We start from the raw sequence: 25,272 nt of genomic DNA on the forward strand, positions 1-25,272 counted from the left end.
ATCACTCCGGGAAGGTCAGCAGAAGATTGAGATGGCGATCCACGCGCGCCTGCATGCCGGCGGGAATGGCGAAGGTCGTGTCTTCCTGCACGACCACGGCCGGCCCGTGGAAGCCGCTGCCCGGACGAAGGTCCTGCCGGTCGTAGAGGTCGATCGTCTCGACGTCCCTGCCCGTGTAGACGGGGAGGCGGCGCGCCGGCGTGGCGGGCGCGTCGGTCTCCTCGACCTGCGGAAAGGACAACGCCGGCCCCGCGCCGACGGCGGACAGGCGGACGTTCACGAGCTCGATCTCGCCGTCGGGATCGTGGAAGTCGTAGATGCGCTCATGCGTCTCGTGGAAGGCCCGCTCGATGGCCGCGATATCGCCGCCGGCGAGCCATGCGGGCATCAGGGGCACCTCGATCTCGTAGCTCTGGCCGGCATAGCGCATGTCGCAGGACGGGCGCAGGTCGGCCGCGCCGGCGTGGCCCTGCGCCGCGAGCCACTCGCGGCCCTCCCGCGCCAGCGCCTCGAACGCCTCGCCTATGCCCGGCAGGGACGCCTTCGACAATGGCGTGAAGACGGTGCGGATGAAGTCGCCCCGGAGATCCGCCACCAGCCCGCCGAGCGCGGACACCACGCCGGGCCGGCGCGGCGCCATCACCCGCTTCATGCCGAGTTCGCGGGCCAGGAAGGCGCCGAGCATCGGTCCGCCGCCGCCGAACGGCATCAGCGTGAAGTCGCGCAGGTCCACGCCCGAGCGCGAGGCGAGCTTCTCCACCTCGACGAACATCTCGGAGACGGCGATGTCGAGGATGGCCTGCGCCGTCTGCTCGACCGGCCGGCCGAGCTTCGCCGCCAGCTCGCCCACCGCCCGGCGGGCGAGGTCGACCTCGATGCGCAGCTGGCCATAGGCCATGTCGCTGTGGCCGAGCCAGCCGCAGACCACCATCGCATCCGTCACCGTCGCGCGCTCGCCGCCGCGGCCGTAGCAGGCCGGCCCCGGCGTGGAGCCGGCCGATTCCGGTCCCACCCGCAGCACGCCCTGCGCGTCGACGCTGGCGATCGAGCCTCCGCCGATGCCGATGGAGCTCACCGACACCGAGGGGATGTAGAGCGGGAACTCGCCGATCAGCTCGCCGGTGCCGAACTGGGCCTCGCCGTCGATGATCAGCGCGAAATCGGCCGACGTCCCCCCGATGTCGAGGGTCAGGATCTTGTCCTCTCCGGCCTGGCGCGCCAGCCACGAAGCACCGATGACCCCCGAGGCGGTCCCCGACAGGAGCATGTTCACGCAGGCGCGCTTGCCCTCGGCGGCGTTCATCAGCCCGCCGTTCGACTTGGTCAGCATGGCGCGCGCCGGCACGCCGCGGCTCTTCAGCCTCTCCTCCAGCGCGGTCAGGTAGCCGGAGACGCGCGGATGGACATAGCCGTTGAGGATGGCCGTCGAGGTGCGCTCATATTCGCGGATGACCGGCCAGACCTCCGCCGAGGAGAAGACGAACAGGCCGGGCGCGAGACGGGCGATCTCCGCCTTCACGGCGGCTTCCTGGGCCGCGTTGCGCCAGGAGTGGAGCAGGGACACGATCACCCCTTCCGCGCCCTTGGCCCTGGCGGCCGCCACGGCCCGCGCCACCGCCTCCATGTCGGGGGAGCGGGATTCGCTGCCGTCGGCCCGCAGGCGCGCCGGAATGCCGAAGATCATGTCGCGCGGGATCAGCGGGTCGGGGCGCGAGCAGAAGAGCGAGTACATGTCCGGCATGCGCAGCCGCGCCAGCTCGATCACATCCTCGAAGCCGGCATTGGTGAAGAGCGCCAGCGGCACTCCCTTGCGCTGGATGATCGTGTTGATGCCGACCGTCGTGCCGTGCACGAAGCGCGTCACCTGCGCGGGATCGACGCCCTCGCGTTCGGCGAGCAGGGTGATGCCGGTCATCAGCTCCGCTCCCGGATCGTCCGGGGTGGTCAGCACCTTGAGCGAGGCCACGCGCCCGGAGCGCGCGTCGAGCGCGCAGAAATCGATGAATGTGCCACCGATGTCGACGCCGATCTTCCAGTCGGCCTCGTGTTGCTCATGCGCCTTGCGAGCGATGGCACCGTCCATGACGCTTCCCTTCCTGTCTGTTGACCGGAAGCTGGCATGGCCGCACGGGCCGGGTCCAAGATGCATAAGGAGCAAGAACATAAGTCATGCTTATGCTCCCGCGTCGCACTCCCCCAGGACGGTGGAACATGTCGTCCGGATATGGTCGCGCATGATCTCGTCGGCCCGCGACAGCGCCCGGGCGCGGGAGGTGAGCAGCGCCACCGGGAATTCCGGGCTGGCCGCCAGCGGGCGGACGACGAGCCCGGCAAACTGCGCCCAGGGCAGGAGCGCGTCCACCAGCGCGACGCCGAGCCCGGCCTGGACGAAGCCCACCGCTGAGATCGAGACGTCGATCTCCAGCGTCGGCGAGAAGGTGACGCCCTGGGCGCGGGCGGCGTGGGCGAGTTCGTCCGCCGGGCGGGTGTTGCCGCGATAGGAGATCAGGTCCTCCCCGGCGAGGTCCGCCAGCGTCAGTTCGTCCTTGTCGCGTAGCCGGTGTCCCGCCGGCAGCAGGCAGACGAAGCCGACGCGGCCGATCACCTCGGCCTCGATATCGGGCGGCGGGCGGTCGTCCATCGCCACGCCGAGGCTGGCGTCGCCGGCCCGCAGCATGTCGATGATCGAGGCGATCGGCGCGATGTGGGAGCGCAGCAATATGTTGGGGTGCTGCGCCCGGAACTCGGTGAAGGCACGCGGCAGCACCGCCATGGCGGGCGGCGGGGAGGCCGCGACCCGCACCAGCCCCGCCCGGCCGAGGCGCAGGTCCGCCGTCTTGCGGCGCAGGCCTTCCAGCCCGACCGACAGCCGCTCGGCATCCGGGAATATCTCCAGCGCCTCGGGCGTCGGGCGCAGGCGGCCCTTGACGCGCTCGAACAGCGTGAAGCCGAGTTCGTCCTCGGTGTGCAGGACGATCTGGCTCAGCGCCGGCTGGGAAATGTTCAGCATCCGCGCCGCGGCGGTCACCGTACCCGCGCGCATGACCGCGATGAACACCTCGAGCTGCCGCGCCCGCATTGCCACTCCATAGGTACAGCTTATGGTTTCGATCCAAACCTATCTTTGACGCAGTGCAGCGCGGCGAACAAGATCGCAGCGGTCGAAGATGGTTTGTGCCCGGAAGAAGCCGCCATGGATGTGATCGTGCTCGGCGGCGGCCTGATGGGGACGGCGTCCGCCTATTTCCTCGCCCGCCGCGGCGCGCGCGTCACGCTCGTCGAGCGTCACCGCGTGGGCACCGGCGCGACCGTCGCCTCCTTCGGCAACATCCGGCGCACCGGCCGTCATCTCTCGCAGCTTCCGCTGGCCCATCGCTCGCGCGAGCGGTGGGCGGAGGCCGAGGCGCTGCTGGGGCGGGATGTGGAATTCCGCGCCACCGGCCATATCCGCCTGATCTTCGACGAGGGCAGCCTTGCCGATATGCGGGCCTATGCCGAGGCGGCGAGGCCCTGGGGGTTCGATCTGGAAGAGCTCGGCCCGTCGGACATCCGCGCCCGCTTTCCCGGCCTGGGGCCGGAGGCGATCGCGGCCTCCTTCTCGCCGCGCGACGGCAGCGCCAATCCCCGGCTGGTGGCGCCCGCCTTCGCCGACGCCGCGCGCCGGCTCGGTGTGAATATCGTCGAGGAGGCCCGCGTCGACCGCATCGGTTTCACCGGCTCGGGCTTCCGGGTGGAGAGTTCGAAGGGCGTGTTCGCCGCCGAATGCCTGCTCAACACGGCCGGGGCCTGGGGCGCCCGCGTCGCCGCCCTCTTCGGCGAGACGGTCCCGATCGAGGCGCGCGGTCCGCAGATGGGCGTGACCGAGCCGCTGCCGCACCGGATTTCGCCGGTCGTGGGCATCTGGACGCGCAGCAAGGCCTATGGCGCCTATCTCCGTCAGGTCGAGCGCGGCAACGTCGTCTTCGGTGGGGCGGCGGAACGCGTGCCGGTGGACCTCGATCCGGGCCACGCGGTTGCCGATCCCGCCCGGCTGCCCGAACAGCTGCGCGCCGTCGTGCGGCTGGTGCCGGCGCTGGCGCAGGTGGCGGTCATCCGCACCTGGTCGGGCTGCGAGGGCTATGTTCGCGACATGCTGCCGGTCATGGGGGGCTCGGCGACGACGCCCGGCCTGTTCCACGCCTTCGGCTTCTGCGGGCACGGCTTCCAGCTCGGCCCCGGCGTGGGCGACGCCATGGCCGAGCTCATCGTGACGGGCCGCTGCGAGACGCCGCTCGACGATTTCCGGATCGATCGCCCCAGCCTCGCGGCCTGAGGGGCCGGGGCACGTCAGCCCAGCGCCTGGGAGGCCAGCGCATAGATGCTGAAACCGTCCGGCGCGGCCGGAGGCAGGCCTTTCCGCATCGCCGTTCCGCCACCGGCCGGCGACAATCCCAGCGTTTCCAGCTGCGGGCCGAGCCGGGCGCCGCACGGCGTATCGATCCGCAGGAGCTGCCCTTCCGATTGCCGGGCGGCGGCGGCGATCAGGCTCCCGGCCGTGCTTTCGTCCCGCGCGATGAGTGGTCCGAGGACCCGGCCGCGGCCGAAGTCGCGCAGCACGGCAAAGCCGCCCTCGGCCAGCAGCACGGTGCCGCGATCCGCGAGGCACCGCATGAGCGCCGAGCGGTCCATGCCGGTCGCCCGGCGGTCGATGGCGGCAATCGCGTCGGTGGCGCCGGGTTCGGCCACGCGGACGCTGCCGACCGTCCCGGTCGGGGAGCGGACGAGGCCCTGATACTGGACGATGGCGCCCGTCGGCCGGAACCCGAGCCGCTCATAAAGCGGCCTGCCGTCGGCGGTCGCGACCAGCGAGACGGAGCGGTTCCCGGCGAGGTCGGCGAGCGCCGCCATCACCTGCCGGCCGATCCCTCTCCCGCGAAGGGATTTGCCGACGAGGACCATGCTGAACCGGGCATGCTCCCCGTAGAGCGTGCACAGTCCGGTTGCCGCGACCCGGTCGCCATCGAGAACCGCCACGCCTTGCGACACGGCCGCCACCAGCGCCCAGTCGTCGAGGCGATGAGGCCAGCCGGCCTCCTGCGAGAGGCGCAGTGCGCCTTCCAGATGGCCCGGGGCGAAGGCGACGAGCGGCGGCTCGGCGGCGCTCACCGCAGCCCTTCCCCGCGCGCCACCTTCCGCGCCAGCGCGACGACGAGGGCCCGCGCGGCATGGAGTTCGTCCCGCGTCAGAAACTCCTCCGGCTTGTGCGCGCGGGAGATGTCGCCCGGTCCGCAGATGATCGCCGGGACGCCGGCCTGCTGGAACAGCCCGGCCTCGGTGCCGTAGCTCACCGCGCCCAGCGGCGTCTTGCCGGTCAGCCCGGTCATCAGGTGGGCAAGGGCATGGTCGGCGGGCAGCGACAGCGCGGGATAAGCCGACAGCACCTCGATTTCGGCGCCCTCTCCGGCGGCCGCGCGGACCGGCTGGAGCAGCGCCACCGGATCGACGCCGGCGATGGCGCGGGCCTCGATCTCGATCTCCGCGCGGTCGGGAATGATGTTGATGGCCTGTCCGCCCCGCACGACGCCCGCCTGCACCGTCGAATAAGGCGGGGCGAAACGCGGATCGCAGGCACCCTCGCGCAGCGCGGCTTCCGTGCGGACCACCGCCTCCAGCACCGGCAGCAGCTTGTGGACCGCGTTGCTTCCGAGGTCCGGGCGCGAGCTGTGGCCCGACCGGCCCCGGGTCACGACCCGGATGGCGGCCTTGCCCTTGTGGCACAGGACGGGCGTGAGATTGCTCGGCTCGCCCACGACGCATCCGAGCGGGGGCGCGCACAGATCCGGCAGGCGCGCCAGCAGATGCGGCACGCCCCGGCACCCGGCTTCCTCGTCATAGGACAAGGCCAGATGGATCGGCGCTGGCAGGTCCATCGCCACCAGATCGGGAACGGCCGAGAGCACGGCGGCGACGAAGCCCTTCATGTCGCAGGTGCCGCGCCCGATCAGGCGCCCTTCCCGGTCGCGCATCGCGAACGGATCGTCGAGCCATTGCGGCTCCTCGGCGGGGACGACATCGAGGTGCCCCGAGAGGATGAGCCCCGGCACGCCGGCCGGGCCGATCGTGGCGAAGAGGTTGCTGCGGTCGCCTTCCGGGCCGGGCAGCACCCGCGCCTCCACGCCATGGCCGGCCAGATAGTCCCGGACGAAGCCGATGATGGCGCCGTTGGGCCGTCCGGCCACGGAGGGGAACGACACGAGGCGGGCAAGCATCGGCTCGGGCAACATGGGACGTCTTTCACAAGCCGGCGGTGCCGGCGCGCCGGCTCGTCCGGCGGCCCGGCGCAGGCGCGGCGGGATCGGGATGGATGCCGAAGGCCGCCTCAGGCCTGCGGGACATGCGAGCGCAGCACCCGCGCCAGGAAATCGCGGGTGCGTTCCAGGCGGGGCCGTACGAGCACATCGTCGGCCGAACCATATTCCACGATCCGGCCCTGATCCATGAAGGCCACCTTGTCCGCGACCTCCCGCGCGAACCCCATCTCGTGGGTCACCACGATCATGGTCTGCCCCTCGCGGGCAAGGTCGCGCATCACTTCCAGCACCTCGCTGACCAGCTCGGGGTCGAGCGCGGAGGTCGGTTCGTCGAACAGCAGGAGCTTCGGGCGCACCGCGAGAGCCCGCGCGATGGCGACGCGCTGCTTCTGGCCGCCCGAGAGCTCGCCGGGATAGGCCCGCGCCTTGCCGGCGAGGCCCACGCGGTCGAGCAGCGCGTGGGCATGGGCCTCGGCGCTCGCCCGGCTCTCCTTCTTCACATGGATCGGCGCTTCGGTGATGTTCTCCAGCACCGTCATGTGCGGGAACAGGTTGAAGTGCTGGAACACCATGGCGGTGTCCTCGCGCGAGCGGGCCGCCTCGCGGCCGGTCAGCTCGTGCAGCTGGCCGTTCCTGCGCGCGTAGCCGACCAGATGCCCGTTGACCTCGATCGTGCCGGTATTGATCTTCTCGAGGTGGTTGATGCAGCGGATGAGCGTGCTCTTGCCGGCGCCCGAGGGGCCGATCAGGCAGCACACCTCGCCGGTCGCCACGCTGAGATCGATGTCGCTCAGCACTTCGACCTCGCCAAAGCGCTTGCACACGCTCTGGATCTGCACCATCGGCGTCGCGGTCATTTGCCTGCTCCCCTGCGAAACAGGGCGGAAGAGAGCGGCGCCATGAGCAGGCTCATCCCGTCCTGCGCGCGCCGCGAATGGCCCCGCCCGTAGCGGCGCTCCAGATATTGCTGCACGAGGGAGAGAAGCGTCGCCGCCACGAGGTACCAGATCGTCGCCACGATGAGCAGCGGAATGGTCTGGAACGTGCGCCCGTAGATGCCCTGCACCGAGTAGAGCAGATCCGAAAAGGCGAGGATGCTGACCAGCGACGTCGCCTTCAGCATGCCGATCACCTCGTTGCCGGTGGGCGGCACGATGACCCGCAGCGCCTGCGGCAGGATGATCCGCCTGAGCGTGTGGGCCGGCGACATGCCCAGCGACTGCGCCGCCTCGCGCTGGCCGGCGTCGACCGAGAGCAGGCCGGAGCGCACGATCTCCGCCATGTAGGCGCCTTCGTTGAGCCCGAGCCCGAGAAGGGCCGCGACGAGGGGAGTGATCACCTCGTTGGTCGACAGCGACACCAGCGGCGGCAGGAAGGGGAGGCCGATGTCGATGGTCGGATAGAGCGCGGCGAGGTTGTACCAGAAGATGAGCTGGACCATCAGCGGCGCGCCGCGGAACAGCCAGATATAGCCGGCGGCCACCACCGAGAGGATCGGGTTGCTCGACTGGCGCATGAGCGCGGCGACGATGCCCAGCACGATGCCGATGAACATCGAGGCCGCGGTCAGCGCGAGCGTCCAGCCGAGCCCGGCGAGGACGGTCCGGTAGGTGAGGTACTGCCAGACGACGTCCCACTGGTAGCCGGGGTTGGTGGCGACCGAATAGGCGAAGCTGGCGAACAGGACGAAGATGATCGTTGCCGCGATCCACCGGCCGGGGTAGCGGGCCGGAACGATGACCTCCGTCTTCCGGTCCTTCTCCTGCTCCTCGCGTGCCCTCGTCCCGTCCATCACATCCGTCACCTCACTGCGCCTCCAGCGCTTCGTCGACCGCGGCGTTCCAGATGTCCAGGGCTTCCTGCACCTCGTCGGCGGAGATCACCAGCGGCGGGATCATGCGCACGATGTGGCCGTAGGGACCGCAGACGAGAATGATCATGTTCCGATCGAGGGCGGCCTTCAGCACCGCCTTGGCGAGGTGCGGGGCCGGGGCGCCGTCCGGCGTGACGAATTCGCTGGCCTGCATGAGGCCGAGACCGCGCACGTCGCCGATCGCCTTGTGCCGCGCCGCGGTGGCTTCGAGCCCGGCCCGGAGCTGCGCGCCGCGCTGGGCGGCGTTCTCGATCAGCCCCTCTTCCGCGATCACGTCCAGCGTCGCCAGGGCCGCCGCGCAGGCGACGACGTTGCCGCTGAAGGTGCCTCCCTGCGAGCCGGGCAGGGCGGCCGCCATGATCTCCTCCCGCGCGGCGATGCCCGACAGGGGGAAGCCGCTGGCAATCCCCTTGGCGAAGACCACGATGTCCGGCTGCATGTCGAAATGCTCGCCCGCCCAGAAGCGGCCGGTGCGCCCCACGCCGGCCTGCACCTCGTCGGCGATCAGCACGATGCCGTGCTTGTCGGCGCGCTCGCGCAGCGCCGCGAAGAAGGCCCGTGAGCCCGGCTGGTAGCCCGCCTCGCCCTGCACCGGCTCGACGATGATGGCGGCGGTGTCGGCGGGCGCGGTCAGGGTCGCGAAGATGTGGTCGAGCTCGCGGATGCAGAAGCGCTCGGCGGTCTCCTGGTCCCAGCCGTAGCGGAAGGGCGTGGGGAAGGGCGCGACCACGACGCCGGGCGGCAGCGCGCCGGACTGCGCGGAGCGAAACCGCGCGCCGGAGGTCGTCAGCGCGGCGGAGCCGAAGGTGCGGCCGTGGAAGGAGCCCTGGAACACGATGATGTTCTGCCGGCGGGTGTAGTTGCGGGCGAGCCGGACGGCGGATTCCACCGCCTCGGCGCCGGAATTGGCGAAGAAGAAGGCGTTCAGCCCGTCGGGCATCAGCCCGCCCAGCCGGTCGATCAGATCGAGCATGGGCTGGTGCATCACGACGCCGTACTGGCCGTGGATGAGCCGCCCGACCTGCCGCTGCGCCGCTTCGACCACGCGCGGATGGCAATGTCCCGTGGAGGTGACGCCGATACCGGAGGTGAAGTCGAGATAGGCATTGCCGTCCTTGTCGAACAGCCGGCAGCCGAGGGCCCGGTCGACGACGAGGGGCGTTGCCTGCATCAGGGCCGGCGAGAGGTGCGGGCGATAGGCGTTCGCCGGGGCCTGGAGGTTCGGGGACTGCGCCATAAGGGACATGTGATCTGCCTTCGCAACGTAGAGTGCCGGCCGCGCGTGCCCCCGTTTCCGGTCAGTTCCGGGGGGCCGATAACGTGCCTGGTGGATTCGACCGCCAGCCCGAAGGCCTTTTCGCCTCCGGGCTGGAGCGGATGTTCGCTCGATGAGATGGCCGAACTCAGCCCTCGGAGCCCTGGTTCTTCATCGGCTCGCTGATGGCGCCGGATTCCAGGCCCCACTTCTTGAGGATCTGGCTGTAGGCGCCCGACTTCATCACCACGCCCATGGCGTCGAAGAGCGGCTGGTAGAGCGGCGAGTCCTTGGGGACGGCGATCCCGTAATAGGGGCGATCATTGTAGACGGTCAGGCCGACATTCTTGATCGCATCGCCGATCTGGTTGGCCGAATAGCCATTGGTGGCGGAATCGCCGGAGACCGAGTCGATCCGGCCGGACGTCAGCGCGAGCACGGCGGCGTTCTGGGTCGGGAAGGCACTGACCTTCACCGCCGCCTTGCCGGCCTCGACGCACTTCTTGCTGGTGTCCTCGGCCTGCGTTTCCGAGGAGGTGCCCTTCAGCGCGCCGACGGCGGTGCCGCAGACGTCCTCGAAGGCGGCGGGCTCCTTCGCGCCAGCGCGCACGAGGAACGACGTGCCGCCGCGGAAGTAGTCGACGAAGTCCACGGTCTTCTGGCGGCTGATATAGTCGCCCATGGAGGACATGCCGACATCGAACCGGCCCGCCTGGAGGCCGGGCATGATGTTCGAGAATTCGGTCTGGTTGTTCTTGAGCGTCACGCCGAGAACCTTGCTCAGGGCGGCGGCGAGATCGATGTCCGCGCCGACGAGCTTGTTGTTCTCATCGAGAAATTCGAAAGGAGGGTAATCGGCCGCCGTCGCGGCATTGATGACACCGGCCTTGCGGATCTTTTCAGGCAGGGCCTTGTAGATTTCTTCGCTCTTCGTCAGAACAACCTCATCGGCCCTGACGCTAGAAAAAGTCCCGGCGCTCAGCAGCACCGCCAACGATAACCCAACGGTACAAAGCCGTCGCGCCGACAATTTCATTGGAATCCCTCTGGTTTATTTTGGATATCCTCCGGGAAACGCAAGCATCGCCATTCCCGATGGATAACTGCCGAAAAGGATTTCACGGCTCCCGCGACCGGTCCAATAATGATTCGGGCGCAGCCCAGAGCGTGAGCTTATGGGCGATAAGCCATTTGGCCGGCCCTGTCGCGCCGGCGGCGGACATCGGCTCCCGCCCGGCGGGCCGTGCCGGGTCGGGCAGATCGGCACCGGCCCGGCGCGCGCTCCAGGCGGCAAGGAGCGCGCGAGAGGGGCGCCGAACCGCAGGTTTCGTGGCGGCTGGATGTCGCTTCGCTACGCCGCGTTGGCCTCGTCGTCGGCGTCGAGCACCTGCAGAAGGGCGCGGCGGATGGCGGAGTGGCGGGCGGCGCCCATGATCTTCGCGCCCATCAGGTCGGTGACGTAGAACACGTCGACCGCCCGCTCGCCGAAGGTGGCGATATGGGCGGAGGCGATGTTGAGGTTGAGGCGCGAGAGCGTCTGCGTCAGCCCGTAGAGCAGGCCCGGCCGGTCGAGGCCGGAGACCTCCACCACCGTGTGCCGGTTGGACCACGAGTTGTTGAGCGTCACCTCCGGCTCCACCGTGAAGGCGCGCGGGCGCTTGGGAATGCGCTTGGCGACGATCTCCGGCAGCCGGATCTCGCCCACCAGCGACTTCTGGATCGCGGCGGCGATGCGGTCGGCGCGGCGCATCTCGTCCTCGTCCTGCTCGAAGGCGCGGGTCAGCGAGATGGTGTCGAGCGCGCGTCCGTCCGTGGTGGTGCTGATCTGCGCGTCGACGATGTGGGCGCCCGCGCTGGCGCAGGCACCGGCGATGACGGCGAGCAGCTTGGGGTGGTCGGGGGCGAACACCGTCAGCTCGGTGACGCCGCGCCGGGCGTCGGTGTGCGCGCTGGTGGCGAGCGCCTTTCCGTCCGCCTCCGCCGCCAGGATGAAGCGGGCATGGGCGAGCTGGTGCGCGCGGTCGGTCTGCAGCCAGTAGGTCGGGTAGTGGCGGGCGACATAGGTGTCGAGCGCCTCGCTGTCCCATTCCGGCAGGGCGGCGCGGAACTCGGCCTGCGCGCGGGCGACGCGCTGGTTGCGGTTGCTCTCCGAGAAGCCGCCGGTGATCACCGGCTCGGTCTCGTGGTAGAGCGTGCGCAGCAGCTGGGACTTCCAGTTGTTCCACACCCCCGGGCCCACCGCGCGGATATCCGCCGTGGTGAGGATGAGCAGCAGCTTCATCCGCTCCAGGTTCTGCACCACCGCGGCGAAGTTCTCGATCGTCTTGCGGTCGGAGAGGTCGCGCGACTGGGCGATGGTCGACATGGTGAGGTGCTGTTCGATCAGCCAGGCCACCGTGTCGGTATCGACCGCGCTGAGGCCGAAGCGCGGGCACAGCTTGCGGGCGACGCGGGCGCCGGCGATCGAATGATCCTCCGGCCGGCCCTTGGCGATGTCGTGTAGGAACACTGCCACATAGAGCAGCGTGCGGTTCTTGATCTGCGGCATCAGCTCGTTGGCGAGGCCGTATTCCGGCCGGTCGCCGCGCTCGATCCGCGACAGCACGCCGATGGCGCGGATCAGGTGCTCGTCCACCGTGTACGAATGGTACATGTTGAACTGCATCATCGCGACGATGCGGCCGAATTCGGGGATGAAGCGGCCGAGCACGCCGGTCTCGTTCATCCGCCGCAGCACGATCTCCGGGCTTTCCTTCGAGCACAGGATCTCGAGGAACAGCCGGTTCGCCTCCGGGTTCTCGCGCACGTTCTGGTCGATCAGCTTGAGCGAGCGTGTGGCGAGGCGCATCGCGTCCGGGTGGAAGGCGAGGCCGTGCTTGCCGGCGAGGTGGAAGACGCGGATCAGGTTCACCGGGTCGCGGCCGAAGGCGCTGGAATCGGCGACGTTGATGCGGTCGTTGTCGACGATGAAGTCGGCGCTCTCCTTCAGCGTGCGCCGGCCCGAGCGGCGCAGCCGGGCGATCATGCGGTCGAGCCGCGGCACCGGCTTATCGTGCCGCTCCTCCAGCGCCGCCGAGACGATGGCGGTGAGGTCGCCGACGTCCTTGGCCACGAGGAAATAGTGCTTCATGAAGCGCTCGACGTCCTTCAGGCCGGGATGGGCGACATAGCCCAGCCTCTCGGCCATCTCGCGCTGGAGGTCGAAGGAGAGCCGCTCCTCGGCCTTGCCGGTCAGGAAGTGCAGGTGGCAGCGCACCGACCAGAGGAAATCCTCGCAGCGGCGGAAGATCTTGGCTTCCTCGGGCGTGAACACGCCCTTGGCCACGAGGTCGCGCGTCTCGTGCACGCGGTAGACATATTTGGCGATCCAGAACAGCGTGTGCAGGTCGCGCAGGCCGCCCTTGCCGTCCTTCACGTTCGGCTCGACCACGTAGCGCGACTGGCCGGCGCGCTTGAGCCGTTCCTCGCGCTCGGCGAGCTTGGCGGCGACGAACTCCACCGCCGTGCCCTGCACCACGTCCTTGTCGAAGCGGCTGGCGAGCTCGTCGAACAGCGTCTTCTCGCCAAGCAACAGCCGCGCTTCCAGCAGCGCGGTGCGGATGGTCATGTCGGCGCGCGCCTGGCGGATGCACTCGTCGACCGAGCGCGTGGCGTGGCCGACCTTCAGCCCCATGTCCCAGAGCACGTAGAGGATGGCCTCGGCGACGCTCTCGCCCCAGGCGGTCTGCTTGTAGGGCAGCAGGAACAGGATGTCGGTGTCCGAGCCCGGCGCCATCAGCCCGCGCCCGTAGCCGCCGACCGCGACGATGGCCATGCGCTCGGCGGTGGAGGGGTTGTCGGAGGGGTAGAGATGGGTGATCACCAGCTCGTGGACCAGCGAGATGATCTCGTCCTGCAGGCGGGAGAGCCGCTCGGCGCAGCGCCGGCCGGAGCCTTCCTCCATCAGCCAGCGCTCGGCGGTCTTGTGCCCCTGCTGGTAGGCGAGCTTGAGCCGCCGGGCCATCTGCCCGCGCATCTCCACCTCGCGTCCAGACTTGCCGTCGTCGAGCACCTGCCGGGCGAGGGCGCTGAGCTCCACCCGCATGGCGTCGATGTCGAAGAGTTCCTTGAAGGGATGGTCGGTGCGGCGGCGGGATTCGGTCATGTCACGGTCCGGCTGATCGGACATCCGCTTTAGCCGATCCGGCAGGCGCCGTCATCGTGCGCCGTCATCGTGCGCCGCCGCGCGAAGGACGCCGGATCGCGAAAGCGGGCTCTGAAACGCCGCATGCCCGGCGCGGGGCCGGGCATGTTCCGTTTCCGCGAAGCCCGCGAAAGGCTTCCGCCGCGCCTCAGTTCGTGCGGGCGCCGGCGTCGGAGGTCTCCTGGCGCACCTGTTCAAGCGTCTTGAACTCCGGCGCGGTGTTGAGCTCCTCCTTGGTGAGGGCCACCACGATCTTCTGGCCGCTGTCGGTGGTGGTCGGGGCCAGCGAGTCGAAGGACACCGCCACCGGCTTGGCGCCGATGCCGAGGAACCCGCCGACGTCGATCACCGCCGCAATGATGCGGCCGTCGCGCTCCACCACCACGTCGCGGATCGAGCCGAGCTTCTCGTCGGTCGAGGTCACGACGTCGGCGCCGATCAGGTCGGAGCCGAGCTGCTGCCCGGATTCCTGCGTGGCGACGAATTTGGGCGTCGCCGGCACCACGGTCGGGCTGGCCTGGGTGGTGTCGCCGGGCATCGCGTCCGGTGCGGCGCTCGGGGTGTCGGTGGACGGGCTGTTGGGCATTTCAGCCGGCGGCGCCTGCGGCGTGCCAGCATCCGGCATGACCGGGCTGGCGGCCGGCGGGGTGGTGGTTTCCGGCGACGGGCTCTGGGCCTGCGCCATCGAGGTGAAGGTCGCGGGGGCGATCATCAGGGCCGCCGCGGCGGTCAGGGTCGCAAACGTTCTGGTCATCGTCTTCTCCCTTTACGAATGTCACGGGTGTGATGTCGTGGTGAAGCGATCAGGCCGATCGTCTGCGTAGTAAACGTCAATATACCGATTTCGTTCCGTCGCTTTCGACGTTCGGAGCGCTGGTTGTTCCCGCGGTGCGAGGCGACGGTAGTCAGTTGATCCGATCGATGATCGAGGCGTCGGCCATGCAGACCGTCAGTTCTTCCGTCGCGAGGTTGGATTTCGTCACGCCGATCGCCGACAGGCAGCCCTTCGGGGTGCGCATCACCCGGGCGGGCACCGCGGGACGGGTCTCGGAGGCGCTTTCGATCACCGGCGCCTTCGCGGCCGGCGGGCTGGAAGGGCTCTGGGCGGAGGTGCCCGGAGTGGACGTGCCCGCGGGGGCGATGTCGAGGCGCGGGCCCTTGGCGGCGCGGTTGACCACGGGGGCGGCCGCGAAATTGCGCTGGAGGCTGCCTTCGATCGCCACCGGCTGGGGCGAGAGGCGGGAGACCGCGCCGGCCCCGAGCGCGCCGGCGGTGAGCGGCACCATCAGGGCGATGCCCGTCGCCGCGCCGAGAATATAGGCCGAGCCCTTGAAGGCGGCATTGCCGAAACCAGCCATGACGTTCCCCTTTCGTCGTTCCCTTTCGCCGTGTCCTGCCCATCGATGCCCGCGAAAGGCCAATAGATGCGGGAAAAAGGCCTTGGCCCGCCGGAGAGACAGCGCATGCCGCCTCCGCCGCCGGACATCTTCCGCGCGCGCATGTTCCTTCGAAAAAGGACGGTCCGGCACGGCGTGCCGGCGTCTTATGGTTAACGCTTCGGGAGGTTACGGGTTCCCGTCCGGGTTTTTCCGCGCGCGATCACGTTTTCGCGCGCGGCAGGATGCCGGATGAGCCCGGGAGCGGACCTGCGCGCCTATCGCTCGGCGGTCAGGTGGTGCTCGGGAACGCTGACATTGCAGATCAGGCCGCCGGGGGCGAATTCCAGCTGCACCTCGCCGTCGAGGGCGCGCGCCAGGTTGCGCTCGATCACCAGCGAGCCGAAGCCGCGTCCCGTCGGCGTGGTGACGGGCGGGCCGCCCCTCTCGCGCCAGGAGAGCTCGAAGCCGCCGCCGGCCTCCGCCATCCGCCGCGCCCAGATGATGTCGACATGCCCGGTCGGCACCGACAGCGCGCCGTATTTGGCGGCGTTGGTGGAGAGCTCGTGCAGGGCGAGGCCGATGTTCTGCGCCGCCTCGGGCTTGAGGAAGATGTTCGGCCCCTTGATGGTGACCTGGCTGTTCTCGCGGTCGATGTGATGGCCGAGCTGCGAGCGCACCATGTCGTTCAGCGAGGCGCCGTGCCAGCTCTCCTGCACCAGCAGGTCGTGCGAGCGCGAGAGCGCCTGCAGGCGGGCGCTGAAGATCTCGACGAACTCGTCGATCGAGCCGGCATGGCGCGCGGTCTGGCGGGCCATGGCCTGGATGACGGCGAGCAGGTTCTTCGAGCGGTGCGTCAGCTCCCGCATCAGCAGGCGCAGATGCTGCTCGTTCTCCTTGCGCTCGGTCACGTCCACCGCCGCGCCGGTCAGCCCGACGATGGTGCCGGCGAGGTCGCGCAGCGGCTCCACATGGATGTCGTACCAGCGCTTGCTGCCGTTCTCCTCCATCTCCGTCTCGCCCTTGCGGGCGGCGGCGGCGGCGAAGCAGTCGCGCTTGAGCAGGTTCAGCGGGCGGGCGCGGGCCTCGCCCAGCAGCTCGGTATCGGTCGAGCCCAGCACCTGGTCGACCGGCGCGCCGAACAGCGGCTTGCTGACCGAGGTGTAGCGCAGCGCCCGGTCCTGGGTGAAGATCGCCACGTTGGAGCCGCGCAGCGCCATCTCGTAGCGTTGCAGCGCGGTGGCCAGTTCGAGCGTCAGGCGGCGCTGCTCGCTGGCGACATGGCCGGGCGAGGGCAGGCTCGCCAGCGCCCTGAAATTGGTCCACAGCGCGACGGCGCCGATGGCGTTGAGGGTGGCGATGCCGATACGCACGGCGCTTCGCAGCCACGGCATCCCGCTGCCGTCGAACATGACGAGCAGCGATAGCAGGCCGAACATCAGCACCTGCGCGATGAGCAGCGACGCCAGCAGCCGGGAGCGGCCGGAGAGATTCTGGCGCACGTGCAGCAGGCGCAGCAGTCCCACCGCGATGGCGAAGGAGGAGAGGACCGTTACCCAGCGCGCGGCGTTGTCGAGGTTGTCGAAGGGAAGGAACGGCATCGCGGACGCCATCACACGGGGCTCAGGCGGTGGCGCGCTGCTCCCGTGGGCGCGCCCGTCGCTCGAAGAACAGCGCCTGGCTGATCACGGCGGCGACGGTGGAGGGCTGGAAGGGCTTCGCGATGAGGAAGGCCGGCTCCGGCCGCACGCCGGTGAGGAAGCGCTCGGGATAGGCGGTGATGAAGATCACCGGCACCTCGACCTGCGCGATCAGGTCGTTCACCGCGTCGAGGCCGGAGGAGCCGTCGGCGAGCTGGATGTCGGCGAGGATCAGGCCGGGTGCCTTGCGCCGCGCCAGCTCCACCGCCTCGGTGCGGGTGCGCGCGATGCCGGTCACGCGGTGGCCGAGGCTTTCCACCAGCCCCTCGAGGTCGAGGGCGATGAAGGGCTCGTCCTCGATGATGAGGACGTCGGTGGCGATCTCTTCCGCCAGTTCGCGGCCGGCATCCTCGACCAGATTGCGCAGGGTCGGCACATCGATATCGAGCACGGCGGCGGCATCCTCCTCGTTGAAGCCTTCGAGCGAGACGAGCAGGAAGGCCTGCCGCACGACGGGGGTGATATGGCTCAGGCGCCGCTCGCCCTGCACCGGGGCGGGCGCCTGTTCGGTCTCCGCGTTGAGCGTCACCGAATCCCACAGCCGGGTGAGAAGGCGGTAGAGCGCGACGCGCGGATCGATGTCGGGAGCGAGGGTGCCGGGGTCGGCGATGAGGGTTTCGAGAAGGGCCGTGACATAGGCGTCGCCCGCGGCCTGGCTGCCGCTGAGCGCGCGCGCATAGCGGCGCAGGAACGGCAGGTGCTGCGCGACCAGTTGAGAAGTGCTCACTCGCGTCTCCCCGATGCTGCAAAGGTGAAGCGCTCGTTAACGCGCCATGAAGCTTCGGGTTCCACTATGGAATGAAAACCGGGGAATTGCGCTCCGGTTCTGGAACCGTCCTGCCGCTGGCCCGTTATGGATGGGCATGAAGCGACGGAGCCGTCCTCCCTCTTGACGTATTCGGGGGCTCAATGTCGGGAAAGAAGACTATGAACGACGATCAGTCCGAGGGCCAGCCCGCGAACATGGATACCCTCATGCCCGAAGCGGGGCGGGGTTCCGGCGGCGCTCTCGGGGGCGATATCCAGGCGAAGATCGGCCAGCACCTGCGCGCCATGTATGACGACGTGGTGCGCCAGGGCGTGCCGGATCGGTTCATGGATCTGTTGGCGCAGCTGGACCGGCCCAAGGCGGGCACTTCCGACGAGAGCGGAGGCGCGCGGTGAGCCAGGTCGACCCGGCGCTGCGCGACGAGATCATCGCCGCGATACCCAATCTGCGGGCCTTCGCCATCTCGCTCAGCGGCAGCGTCGATCGCGCCGACGATCTGGTGCAGGAGACGCTGCTGCGGGCCTTCGCCAATATTGCGAGCTTCCGGCCCGGCACCAACCTGCCGGCCTGGCTGTTCACCATCCTGCGCAACCTGTTCCGCTCGGAATACCGCAAGCGGCGGCGGGAGGTGCCGGATTCGGACGGCGCCTTCGCCGCCACGCTGACCAGCAATCCCGACCAGACCACGCATCTGGATTTCGAGGATTTCCGCGCCGCGCTCGAAAAGCTGCCGCCCGACCAGCGCGAGGCGCTGGTTCTGGTGGGGGCGTCCGGCTTCTCCTATGAGGAGGCCGCCGACATCTGCCAGTGCGCCGTCGGCACCATCAAGAGCCGCGTCAACCGCGCCCGCAAGCGCCTGGGCGAATTGCTGGCCATCGAGGATGGCGAGGATTTCGGTCCCGACCGGACCACCCGCGCCGCGCTCGCCGCCGAGCGCGCCTGAGGCCGGCGCGCCTTCCCCCGCCATCCCTCCCGAAACCGGTGTCTGAAAGCGGGAACGCCCCCGGGCGTGCCGGGGGCGTCCCTTTGATCGCCGCCATGCGGCGAGGTCCGGGTTCAGGGAACCCGGCCGGAGCGGCCGCGCAGCAAGCCGACGACGGCCGATACGACAAACAGGATGATGGCGACCACGAAGATGATCTTGGCGATCTCGATGGCGGTGCCGGCGATGCCGCCGAAACCCAGCACCGCGGCGATCAGCGCGATCACGAGGAAGGTGAGCGCCCAGCCGAGCATGAATGCCTCCACTGCTACGGTGCGGCGCGCCGGAGCGCGCCCGCGTCGCCGGAACAACCACCGAGCCGGCAGAGGGTTCCCGCCCGGCGCGTGGAGACGCCGGCGCGCGGCTACATCCGCTCCGACAGCGCCGGCGCGATCGCCCGGGCCTCGGCCAGCAGCGCGGTGACGATGGGCGTCATCGGCTCGCGGTCGAGCACCACGAGGCCCATCTGGTGCTCCACCTCCGGCCCCTCGATCGGGATCGAGCGGATGCTGGCGGGAAAGGCGAACACGTCGGCCAGCGTGTTGGCGACGACGCTGGCCCATTTGCCGGTGCGCACATGCGAGAGCAGCGCGATGGTGGAGTTGGCCTCCAGCATCGGCGTGATGCTGTGGCCGGCCTCGGCGAGCTGCTTGTCGACGATGCGGCGGTTCTGCATGTCGGGGGTGAGCAGGCACAGCGGCACCCGCCCGACCTCCTGCCACGTCACCTTGGCGCGGTTGCCCAGCGGGGCGTCGGCGGAGGTGAGGAAGCGGTAGCCCTCCTTGTAGAGCGGCACCGTCTTCACCCGGCCGAGCGGGTCGTTGTCGAGATAGGTGACGCCGGCGTCGGCCTCGAGGTTCTCGATGAGCCGCAGCACCTCGTTGGAGCTCGCCGAGATCAGCGTGAAGCGCACGTCGCCGTGCTTCTCGTGGAAGGGCGTCGTCAGCTCGGAAAGCATCGGCATGGCGGTGGGGATGGCGGCGATGCGCAGATGGCCGCTGAGGCCCTTGCGCATGCCGGCGATCTCCTGGCGCATGGCGCGCACGTCGCCGATCACCCGGCGCGCCCATTGCAGCGCCCGCTCGCCCTCCGGCGTGAAGCCGATGAAGCGCGAGCCGCGCTCGACGAGGCGCACGCCGAGCTGCTCCTCGAGCTGCTTCAGGCCGGCGGAAAGGGTGGGCTGGGTGACGCCGCAGGCTTCCGCCGCGCGGCCGAAATGACGCTCCTTGGCGAGCGCGAGCAGAAGTTCGAAACGGTCGATCACGCGGGACGCTTCCTGATGCGAGCACGATAGAAAGATTCTATCAGACTATCAGAGCGCGCCGCGCCTGCGAATTGGAGCGATGAAAATCAGCCGGCGCTATTCCGCCGCGCCGCGCAGGCCGAGCAGGGGCAGCGTGTCCGGCAGATCTGGCTCGCCGGCCGGTATCGCCTCGCCCTCGAATTCGAGCTGCTCGATGCGTGCCCCGCGCTTGGCGATCTTGTCGGCGGAGGTCAGCGCCTGCGCCACGTCCTCGTTCACCTGCCCGAAATGCTTCTGCAGGTTGCCGACCCGGTCGCGCAGCCGCACGACATCGGCGACCAGCCTGCCGCATTCGGCGCGGATGAGGTCCGCCTGCTCGCGCATGCGCGCATCCTTGCAGATCGCCTGCACCACCTGCACGGCGAGCATCAGCAGCGAGGGCGAGACGATCACCACGCGGGCGCGGAACGCCTGCTGGATCACCTCGTCGAAATGCTCGTGCAACTCGGCATAGACCGATTCCGACGGCACGAACATCAACGCGATGTCCTGCGTCTCGCCGCTGACGAGATAGCGCTCGGCGATGTCCTTCACATGCTTGCCGACATCGCCCTTCAGCCGCGTCTGGGCCTGCCGGCGGGCCTCCTCCGTCTGCGCCTCGCGGAAGGCGGTCACCGCTTCCAGCGGGAACTTCGAATCGACGAGCAGCGGGCGCTTGTCGCCGGGCAGGAAGATCGCGCAGTCGGCGCGCCGCCCGTTGGCCAGCGTGTGCTGGAAGGCGAAGCTGTCGCGCGGCAGGCCGTCGGCGATGATCGCCTGCAGCCGTCCCTCGCCGAAGGCGCCGCGCGCCTGCTTGTTGGAGAGCGTCTCGCGCAGGCTCATCACCTGCCCGGACAGTTCCCCGAGCGAGAGCCGCGCCTGATCGACCAGCGCGAGGCGCTCGTTCAGCTTGGCGAGGTTCTCATGCGTCGCCTCGGCCGAGCGCGCCAGGCTCTCGCCCATGCGGTGGGTGGTGGCGTCGAGCCGTTCGGCGACGGCGCGGGCCAGCTCGCCCTGCCGCTGGGCCAGCACCTCGGCCATGGACTGCACGCGGCCGATGGTTTCCGCCTGCGTCCGGGCGAGCGCGGTGAGCTGTTCCTCCAGCTCGTCGGCGCGGCGGGCCTGCTCGTCGGCCTCGGCGGCGTTCTGCCGGGCGCTGCGCGAGACCGCGCGCAGCACGGCGACGAGCAGCAGGAAACCGAGCACCCCCGCGCCGGCGAGCACCTGCGCCAGCGTCACCGGGTGCGTGCCGAGGACGAACAGAACCTGATCCATCGCGCCCTTCTAGCAGATTCGGCCGGCCGCGCGAACGGAGAGTGAACATCGGCGCGTCCCGCCGCAGCCCCTCCGTTGACCGCGGGCGGACCAGCGCTTATCTGAACGGCATGTCGATACGCCCTCTCGTTATCCTTCCCGATTCCCGCCTGCGGCTGATTTCCGATCCCGTGGTGCGGGTCGATGCGCGCGTGCGCGCCATCGTCGAGGACATGTTCGAGACCATGTATGACGCGCCGGGCGTCGGCCTGGCCGCGATCCAGGTCGGCGTGCCCGAGCGCATCGTCACCATCGATGTCGGCCCGCGCGAGGCCGAGGACCGGGAGGAGGGCGACGAGCGCGAGGTCGAGAAGCGTCCGCTGGCGCTGATCAACCCGGAGGTCGTCTCCGCCTCGGAGGAGCTTTCGGTCTACGCGGAAGGCTGCCTGTCGATCCCGGAATATTATGCGGACGTGGAGCGTCCCGCCCGCGTGCGGGTGCGCTACATGGACCTCAACGGCGAGACGCAGGAGATCGACGCCGACGGGCTGCTCGCCACCTGCGTGCAGCACGAGATCGACCATCTCAACGGCGTGCTGTTCATCGACCACATCTCCAAGCTCAAGCGCGACCGGGTGATGACCAAGTTCACCAAGCTCGCCAAGAAGGAGCGCGACGGGGTCTGATCCCGCCGCCGGCCGCCTCCTTCCGCACCGACCGGGAGTCCTCATGCGCATCGTCTTCATGGGCACGCCCGATTTCGCGGTGCCGACGCTGGTCGAGATCGTCGGCAGCGGCCACGAAGTGGTCGCCGCCTATACGCGCGCTCCCGCGCAGGCGGGCCGGCGCGGGCTGGAGCTGGTGCCCTCGCCGGTGCACCGCGCGGCCGAACGGCTCGGCATTCCCGTTTTCACCCCCGCGACGCTGAAGGGCGAGGAGGCGGTCGACGCCTTCGCCGCGCTTGAGGCGGATGCCGCCGTGGTGGTGGCCTATGGGCGCATCCTGCCGCAGGCCATCCTCGATCTGCCGAAGCTCGGCTGCCTCAATTTGCACGCCTCGCTGCTGCCGCGCTGGCGCGGCGCCGCGCCGATCCAGCGCGCCATCATGGCCGGCGACGCGGAGACCGGCGTCGCGGTGATGAAGATGGAGGCCGGGCTCGACACCGGCCCGGTCGGCCTCGTCGAGCGCGTGCCCATCGGCGCGGACATGACCGCCGGCGAGCTGCACGACCGGCTGATGGTGGTGGGCGGGGATCTGATGGCGCGGGCGCTCGCGGCGCTGGAGCGCGGCGGCCTGTCCTTCACCCCGCAGCCGCAGGCGGGCGTCACCTACGCCGCCAAGATCGAGAAGGGCGAGACCCGCATCGACTGGGCGCAGCCGGCGAAGGCGGTGCACGACCATATTCGCGGCCTCTCGCCGTTCCCCGGCGCGTGGTTCGAACTCGCCGGCACCCGCGTGAAGGTGCTGCGCTCGACGCGGGCGGAGGGCGCCGGCCGGCCGGGCGAATTGCTGGACGACCGGCTCACCGTCGCCTGCGCGTCGGGCGCGGTGCGGCTGGTGGAGGTGCAGAAGGCGGGCAGCCGGGCGATGGCGGCGCCGGATTTCCTGCGCGGCAGCGATCTCGAAAAGGGCACGGTGCTGGAATGAACGCGACGCCGACGAGCACCATCCGCGCCCTGGCGCCGGCGGACCACGCGCTCTGGCTGCCGCTCTGGCAGGCCTATCTCGCCTTCTACGAGGCGGAACTGCCGGACGCGGTGAGCGAGACCACCTGGCGGCGCCTGATCGACCCCGCCGAGCCGGTGCACGGCGCCCTCGCCCTCGACGCGCAGGGGCGGGCGGTGGGGCTGGCCCACTGGCTCTTCCACCGCTCGACCTGGGCGGTCGGCGACGTGTGCTACCTCAACGACCTGTTCGTCGATGCCAGCCAGCGCGGCCAGGGCCTCGGCCGCCGGCTGATCGAGCACGTCCACGCGGCCGCCGCCGCGCAGGGGGCGCCCAAGGTCTACTGGCTGACCCACGAGACCAACGCCACCGCGCAGCGTCTCTACAACGCCGTCGCCGAGCGCACCGGCTTCATCCAGTACCGCAAGCCGACCGGCCGCTGAGGCGCCGGAAGCGAGGGCCTCGCGAAGGAAGCGGGGCCTCGGGGCGAAGCCGGGGAAGAGGCGAAGGCCCTGTCCCCCCTCGCGCCGTCATGGCCGGGCTTGACCCGGCCATCCACGTCTTTCCCGTCACCGACGTCATGAATCCCCGGGCCAAGCCCGGGGATGACACTGTCATGCGGGAGTGCGCCGCCGGGCTTCTGGAGCCTGCCGCTCACTTCCCCGGCTGGGCGACGATGCGCAGATAGGGCTTCAGCGTCTTCCAGCCCTGCGGGAACTTCTCCTTCGCGGCCTCGTCGCTGACCGAGGGGACGATGATCACGTCGTCGCCGTCCTTCCAGTTCGCCGGCGTGGCGACGGCGTGCGTGGCGGTGAGCTGGAGCGAGTCGATCACCCGCAGGATCTCGTCGAAATTGCGCCCGGCGCTCGCGGGATAGGTGAGGGAGAGCTTCAGCTTCTTGTCCGGCCCGACGACGAACACCGAGCGCACCGTCAGCGTGTCGGAGGCGTTGGGGTGGATCATGTCGTAGAGGTCGGAGACCTTGCGCTCGGGGTCGGCGATGAGCGGGAAGTTCGGCGCGTAGCCCTGCGTCTCGGCGATGTCGTCCGACCATTTGGCATGCGCGTCGAGCGGGTCGACGGACAGGCCGATCACCTTCACGTTGCGGCGGTCGAACTCCGGCTTCAGCCGCGCGACCTGCCCCAGCTCGGTGGTGCAGACCGGCGTGAAGTTCTTCGGGTGGGAGAACAGCACGCCCCATGAATCCCCCAGCCACTCATGGAAGCGGATGGGGCCTTCGGTGGTCTCGGCGTCGAAATCGGGGACGACATCCCCAAGGCGGATGGTCATGGCAGTCTCCAGACGGAATAAAACTCTACTGTTTTTGTATTATACTTCGCGCTAGCGCGATAGGAAGCGCAATTCCACGCATGTGCGGTAATATCGGAACCGGAGGCGGCCGGCGACGTTTACGCTGTCGGACGCCATTGCGCCGGTCGGGCCCCTCCCGCCGGCGTGCCCACGGGTCGCGGGGGCGGGTGCCGCGACAGATCTGGAGAGGAAGTCATGCGTAAGATCGTTGCCATTTCCGTCGTCGCGCTCAGCCTCGCGGCCTGCACCACCACGCAGCAGCGTACGGCCGGCGGCGCGCTCATCGGCGGCGGCACGGGCGCGGTCATCGGCGGCATCGCCGGCGGCGGCCGGGGAGCGGCGATCGGTGCGGCGGTCGGCGCCGGCACGGGCGCGGTGATCGGCGCGGCGACCTCGCCGGGCGACTGCTACGCCCGCGACTATTACGGCCGCATGGTGCCGGTGCGCTGCTGACGCGCCGGAGAACGGGAACGGGCGGCCCCGTCGTGGGCCGTCCGCGCATCATCCGGGGCTGGCGGCTCCACAGGCGTCACTGGCTCGCCCACAGCACGCGGGCGATCCAGGCGATCTCGCCCTCCTGCAGCAGCCGGTCGGGATGTTCGGAGTTGAGCGAGCGCAGCTCCACCGTCCGGGCGGTGCGGCGCTTCAGCTCCTTGGCCAGCACCTCCCCCTCGCGGGTCTTCACCACCACACGGTCGCCGCGCCGCACCGGCGCGGCCGGCGAGACCACCACCACGTCGCCGTCGCGGTAGAGCGGCAGCATGGAATCGCCGGCGATCTCCAGCGCATAGGCGTGCTCGTCGCCGACATTGGGGAAGACGATCTCGTCCCACGAGCCGCCGACCGGAAAGCCCGCATCGTCGAAATAGCCGCCGCCGCCCGCCTGCGCGAAGCCGATCAGCGGGATGGAGCGCCGCGCCGTGCCGGTGCCGTCGATCAGCGCCATGAAATCGTCGAGGCCGGTGCCGGTGGCGGCGAGGATCTTGGCGATGCTCTCGGTGGAGGGCCAGCGCGCCCGCCCGTCCGGCGCCTCGCGCTTGGAGCGGTTGAAGGTGGTGGCGTCGAGACCGGCGCGCTTGGCGAGCGCGGAGACGCTCAGGCCGTGCTGCTCGGCCAGCCGGTCGACGGCCCGCCAGATCTGGGCATGGGTCAGCATGGGGCGCCTGAAAAGCGGATTTTTGTCGGAAACATAGGAATTATACCCTAATCCGATCGAAGTCCAGCCGCGATCGGGGCCCCGGCCCGCGGCGGCCGCCCTCCATCTCCACAGCTCTTCCGCTGTCCCTGCCCACACCCCCTTGTGGTCATCTGGACAGCGCGGCGGCGGTGCCT

At 69.8% G+C, this 25,272-nt stretch carries 25 protein-coding genes; 7 read left to right on the forward strand and 18 right to left on the reverse strand.

What is annotated here, in order from left to right:
- Position 1 precedes the first annotated feature (1 nt).
- Entirely contained in the window at positions 2–2,083 is a 2,082-nt protein-coding gene (locus tag FO470_RS05125) for a hydantoinase/oxoprolinase family protein (protein ID WP_144341796.1), read from the reverse strand.
- Between the two features lie 90 nt (positions 2,084–2,173).
- Complete coding sequence (locus FO470_RS05130; RefSeq protein WP_144341797.1) at positions 2,174–3,079, reverse strand: LysR family transcriptional regulator; 906 nt, start codon at positions 3,077–3,079, stop codon at positions 2,174–2,176.
- A gap of 114 nt (positions 3,080–3,193) precedes the next feature.
- On the opposite strand from FO470_RS05130, the gene FO470_RS05135 reads away from it, so the two are divergent.
- Positions 3,194–4,312 (forward strand): NAD(P)/FAD-dependent oxidoreductase, encoded by a 1,119-nt coding sequence (locus FO470_RS05135; protein ID WP_144341798.1) that lies wholly within the window; start codon positions 3,194–3,196, stop codon positions 4,310–4,312.
- A gap of 14 nt (positions 4,313–4,326) precedes the next feature.
- Here FO470_RS05135 and FO470_RS19485 read toward each other — a convergent pair whose 3' ends face one another.
- From FO470_RS19485 to FO470_RS05190, 11 genes are all read right to left on the reverse strand, one after another.
- Positions 4,327–5,145, reverse strand: coding sequence for a GNAT family N-acetyltransferase (locus FO470_RS19485; RefSeq protein WP_186291838.1), 819 nt, complete (start codon positions 5,143–5,145; stop codon positions 4,327–4,329).
- Positions 5,142–6,263 carry an acetylornithine deacetylase gene (argE, locus tag FO470_RS05145; RefSeq protein ID WP_144341800.1) on the reverse strand — a complete coding sequence of 374 codons (1,122 nt, stop codon included), beginning with the start codon at positions 6,261–6,263 and terminating at the stop codon, positions 5,142–5,144. Before argE ends, FO470_RS19485 begins: the two co-directional genes overlap by 4 nt.
- Positions 6,264–6,358: 95 nt before the next feature.
- On the reverse strand, positions 6,359–7,147 hold the full coding sequence (locus FO470_RS05150) for an amino acid ABC transporter ATP-binding protein (protein WP_272482965.1): 789 nt from the start codon (positions 7,145–7,147) through the stop codon (positions 6,359–6,361).
- Positions 7,144–8,082, reverse strand: coding sequence for an amino acid ABC transporter permease (locus tag FO470_RS05155; protein WP_144341801.1), 939 nt, complete (start codon positions 8,080–8,082; stop codon positions 7,144–7,146). Before FO470_RS05155 ends, FO470_RS05150 begins: the two co-directional genes overlap by 4 nt.
- Before the next feature lie 13 nt (positions 8,083–8,095).
- Positions 8,096–9,409, reverse strand: coding sequence for an aspartate aminotransferase family protein (locus FO470_RS05160; protein ID WP_210244897.1), 1,314 nt, complete (start codon positions 9,407–9,409; stop codon positions 8,096–8,098).
- 157 nt (positions 9,410–9,566) lie between these two features.
- Complete coding sequence (locus FO470_RS05165) at positions 9,567–10,406, reverse strand: ABC transporter substrate-binding protein (protein WP_159601419.1); 840 nt, start codon at positions 10,404–10,406, stop codon at positions 9,567–9,569.
- Positions 10,407–10,769: 363 nt separating this feature from the next.
- Positions 10,770–13,562 (reverse strand): [protein-PII] uridylyltransferase, encoded by a 2,793-nt coding sequence (locus FO470_RS05170; protein ID WP_144341803.1) that lies wholly within the window; start codon positions 13,560–13,562, stop codon positions 10,770–10,772.
- A 187-nt stretch (positions 13,563–13,749) separates the two neighbouring features.
- Positions 13,750–14,355 carry a PRC-barrel domain-containing protein gene (locus FO470_RS05175; protein WP_144341804.1) on the reverse strand — a complete coding sequence of 202 codons (606 nt, stop codon included), beginning with the start codon at positions 14,353–14,355 and terminating at the stop codon, positions 13,750–13,752.
- A gap of 151 nt (positions 14,356–14,506) precedes the next feature.
- Positions 14,507–14,959 carry a hypothetical protein gene (locus FO470_RS05180; RefSeq protein ID WP_144341805.1) on the reverse strand — a complete coding sequence of 151 codons (453 nt, stop codon included), beginning with the start codon at positions 14,957–14,959 and terminating at the stop codon, positions 14,507–14,509.
- A gap of 296 nt (positions 14,960–15,255) precedes the next feature.
- A complete protein-coding gene (locus FO470_RS05185) occupies positions 15,256–16,590 on the reverse strand; it encodes a sensor histidine kinase (protein ID WP_246659475.1) in 1,335 nt (444 codons plus the stop codon).
- 10 nt (positions 16,591–16,600) lie between these two features.
- Positions 16,601–17,404, reverse strand: coding sequence for a response regulator (locus tag FO470_RS05190; protein WP_144341807.1), 804 nt, complete (start codon positions 17,402–17,404; stop codon positions 16,601–16,603).
- Positions 17,405–17,640: 236 nt separating this feature from the next.
- On the opposite strand from FO470_RS05190, the gene FO470_RS05195 reads away from it, so the two are divergent.
- A complete protein-coding gene (locus FO470_RS05195; protein WP_244616961.1) occupies positions 17,641–17,841 on the forward strand; it encodes a NepR family anti-sigma factor in 201 nt (66 codons plus the stop codon).
- Positions 17,838–18,389 (forward strand): sigma-70 family RNA polymerase sigma factor, encoded by a 552-nt coding sequence (locus FO470_RS05200; protein WP_186291839.1) that lies wholly within the window; start codon positions 17,838–17,840, stop codon positions 18,387–18,389. Before FO470_RS05195 ends, FO470_RS05200 begins: the two co-directional genes overlap by 4 nt.
- A 113-nt stretch (positions 18,390–18,502) precedes the next feature.
- Here FO470_RS05200 and FO470_RS05205 read toward each other — a convergent pair whose 3' ends face one another.
- The 3 genes from FO470_RS05205 to FO470_RS05215 form a co-directional block, all read right to left on the reverse strand.
- Complete coding sequence (locus tag FO470_RS05205; protein ID WP_144341809.1) at positions 18,503–18,682, reverse strand: DUF1328 domain-containing protein; 180 nt, start codon at positions 18,680–18,682, stop codon at positions 18,503–18,505.
- Between the two features lie 110 nt (positions 18,683–18,792).
- Entirely contained in the window at positions 18,793–19,692 is a 900-nt protein-coding gene (locus FO470_RS05210) for a LysR family transcriptional regulator (RefSeq protein ID WP_144341810.1), read from the reverse strand.
- A 96-nt stretch (positions 19,693–19,788) separates the two neighbouring features.
- Positions 19,789–20,985, reverse strand: coding sequence for a DNA recombination protein RmuC (locus FO470_RS05215; RefSeq protein ID WP_144341811.1), 1,197 nt, complete (start codon positions 20,983–20,985; stop codon positions 19,789–19,791).
- Positions 20,986–21,095: 110 nt separating this feature from the next.
- Here FO470_RS05215 and def point away from each other — a divergent pair, with 110 nt between their 5' ends.
- From def to FO470_RS05230, 3 genes are read left to right on the forward strand one after another with little or no spacing between them, the layout of a single operon-like run.
- Entirely contained in the window at positions 21,096–21,650 is a 555-nt protein-coding gene (gene def, locus FO470_RS05220; RefSeq protein ID WP_144341812.1) for a peptide deformylase, read from the forward strand.
- A gap of 43 nt (positions 21,651–21,693) precedes the next feature.
- Entirely contained in the window at positions 21,694–22,611 is a 918-nt protein-coding gene (gene fmt, locus FO470_RS05225; RefSeq protein ID WP_144341813.1) for a methionyl-tRNA formyltransferase, read from the forward strand.
- The gene (locus tag FO470_RS05230; RefSeq protein ID WP_144341814.1) at positions 22,608–23,072 is read left to right on the forward strand and encodes a GNAT family N-acetyltransferase; all 465 of its coding nucleotides are present in this window, start codon (positions 22,608–22,610) and stop codon (positions 23,070–23,072) included. Before fmt ends, FO470_RS05230 begins: the two co-directional genes overlap by 4 nt.
- A 211-nt stretch (positions 23,073–23,283) precedes the next feature.
- Here FO470_RS05230 and FO470_RS05235 read toward each other — a convergent pair whose 3' ends face one another.
- Positions 23,284–23,919, reverse strand: coding sequence for a peroxiredoxin (locus tag FO470_RS05235; protein WP_144341815.1), 636 nt, complete (start codon positions 23,917–23,919; stop codon positions 23,284–23,286).
- Between the two features lie 216 nt (positions 23,920–24,135).
- On the opposite strand from FO470_RS05235, the gene FO470_RS05240 reads away from it, so the two are divergent.
- Complete coding sequence (locus tag FO470_RS05240; RefSeq protein WP_144341816.1) at positions 24,136–24,393, forward strand: YMGG-like glycine zipper-containing protein; 258 nt, start codon at positions 24,136–24,138, stop codon at positions 24,391–24,393.
- A 76-nt stretch (positions 24,394–24,469) separates the two neighbouring features.
- Here FO470_RS05240 and FO470_RS05245 read toward each other — a convergent pair whose 3' ends face one another.
- Complete coding sequence (locus FO470_RS05245; protein ID WP_144341817.1) at positions 24,470–25,096, reverse strand: S24 family peptidase; 627 nt, start codon at positions 25,094–25,096, stop codon at positions 24,470–24,472.
- Positions 25,097–25,272 lie beyond the last annotated feature (176 nt).

This window comes from Ancylobacter moscoviensis (assembly GCF_007559435.1).
Lineage (GTDB): Bacteria > Pseudomonadota > Alphaproteobacteria > Rhizobiales > Xanthobacteraceae > Ancylobacter > Ancylobacter moscoviensis.

What these genes read in the sequence shown, in the direction of transcription:
- FO470_RS05125 (WP_144341796.1), bottom strand. Translation starts at nt 2,083, where the DNA reads ATGGACGGTGCCATCGCTCGCAAGGCGCATGAGCAACACGAGGCCGAC.
- FO470_RS05130 (WP_144341797.1), bottom strand. Translation starts at nt 3,079, where the DNA reads ATGCGGGCGCGGCAGCTCGAGGTGTTCATCGCGGTCATGCGCGCGGGT.
- FO470_RS05135 (WP_144341798.1), top strand. Translation starts at nt 3,194, where the DNA reads ATGGATGTGATCGTGCTCGGCGGCGGCCTGATGGGGACGGCGTCCGCC.
- argE (WP_144341800.1), bottom strand. Translation starts at nt 6,263, where the DNA reads ATGTTGCCCGAGCCGATGCTTGCCCGCCTCGTGTCGTTCCCCTCCGTG.
- FO470_RS05150 (WP_272482965.1), bottom strand. Translation starts at nt 7,147, where the DNA reads ATGACCGCGACGCCGATGGTGCAGATCCAGAGCGTGTGCAAGCGCTTT.
- FO470_RS05155 (WP_144341801.1), bottom strand. Translation starts at nt 8,082, where the DNA reads ATGGACGGGACGAGGGCACGCGAGGAGCAGGAGAAGGACCGGAAGACG.
- FO470_RS05160 (WP_210244897.1), bottom strand. Translation starts at nt 9,409, where the DNA reads ATGTCCCTTATGGCGCAGTCCCCGAACCTCCAGGCCCCGGCGAACGCC.
- FO470_RS05170 (WP_144341803.1), bottom strand. Translation starts at nt 13,562, where the DNA reads ATGACCGAATCCCGCCGCCGCACCGACCATCCCTTCAAGGAACTCTTC.
- FO470_RS05175 (WP_144341804.1), bottom strand. Translation starts at nt 14,355, where the DNA reads ATGACCAGAACGTTTGCGACCCTGACCGCCGCGGCGGCCCTGATGATC.
- FO470_RS05180 (WP_144341805.1), bottom strand. Translation starts at nt 14,959, where the DNA reads ATGGCTGGTTTCGGCAATGCCGCCTTCAAGGGCTCGGCCTATATTCTC.
- FO470_RS05185 (WP_246659475.1), bottom strand. Translation starts at nt 16,590, where the DNA reads ATGGCGTCCGCGATGCCGTTCCTTCCCTTCGACAACCTCGACAACGCC.
- FO470_RS05195 (WP_244616961.1), top strand. Translation starts at nt 17,641, where the DNA reads ATGGATACCCTCATGCCCGAAGCGGGGCGGGGTTCCGGCGGCGCTCTC.
- FO470_RS05205 (WP_144341809.1), bottom strand. Translation starts at nt 18,682, where the DNA reads ATGCTCGGCTGGGCGCTCACCTTCCTCGTGATCGCGCTGATCGCCGCG.
- FO470_RS05215 (WP_144341811.1), bottom strand. Translation starts at nt 20,985, where the DNA reads ATGGATCAGGTTCTGTTCGTCCTCGGCACGCACCCGGTGACGCTGGCG.
- def (WP_144341812.1), top strand. Translation starts at nt 21,096, where the DNA reads ATGTCGATACGCCCTCTCGTTATCCTTCCCGATTCCCGCCTGCGGCTG.
- fmt (WP_144341813.1), top strand. Translation starts at nt 21,694, where the DNA reads ATGCGCATCGTCTTCATGGGCACGCCCGATTTCGCGGTGCCGACGCTG.
- FO470_RS05230 (WP_144341814.1), top strand. Translation starts at nt 22,608, where the DNA reads ATGAACGCGACGCCGACGAGCACCATCCGCGCCCTGGCGCCGGCGGAC.
- FO470_RS05235 (WP_144341815.1), bottom strand. Translation starts at nt 23,919, where the DNA reads ATGACCATCCGCCTTGGGGATGTCGTCCCCGATTTCGACGCCGAGACC.
- FO470_RS05240 (WP_144341816.1), top strand. Translation starts at nt 24,136, where the DNA reads ATGCGTAAGATCGTTGCCATTTCCGTCGTCGCGCTCAGCCTCGCGGCC.
- FO470_RS05245 (WP_144341817.1), bottom strand. Translation starts at nt 25,096, where the DNA reads ATGCTGACCCATGCCCAGATCTGGCGGGCCGTCGACCGGCTGGCCGAG.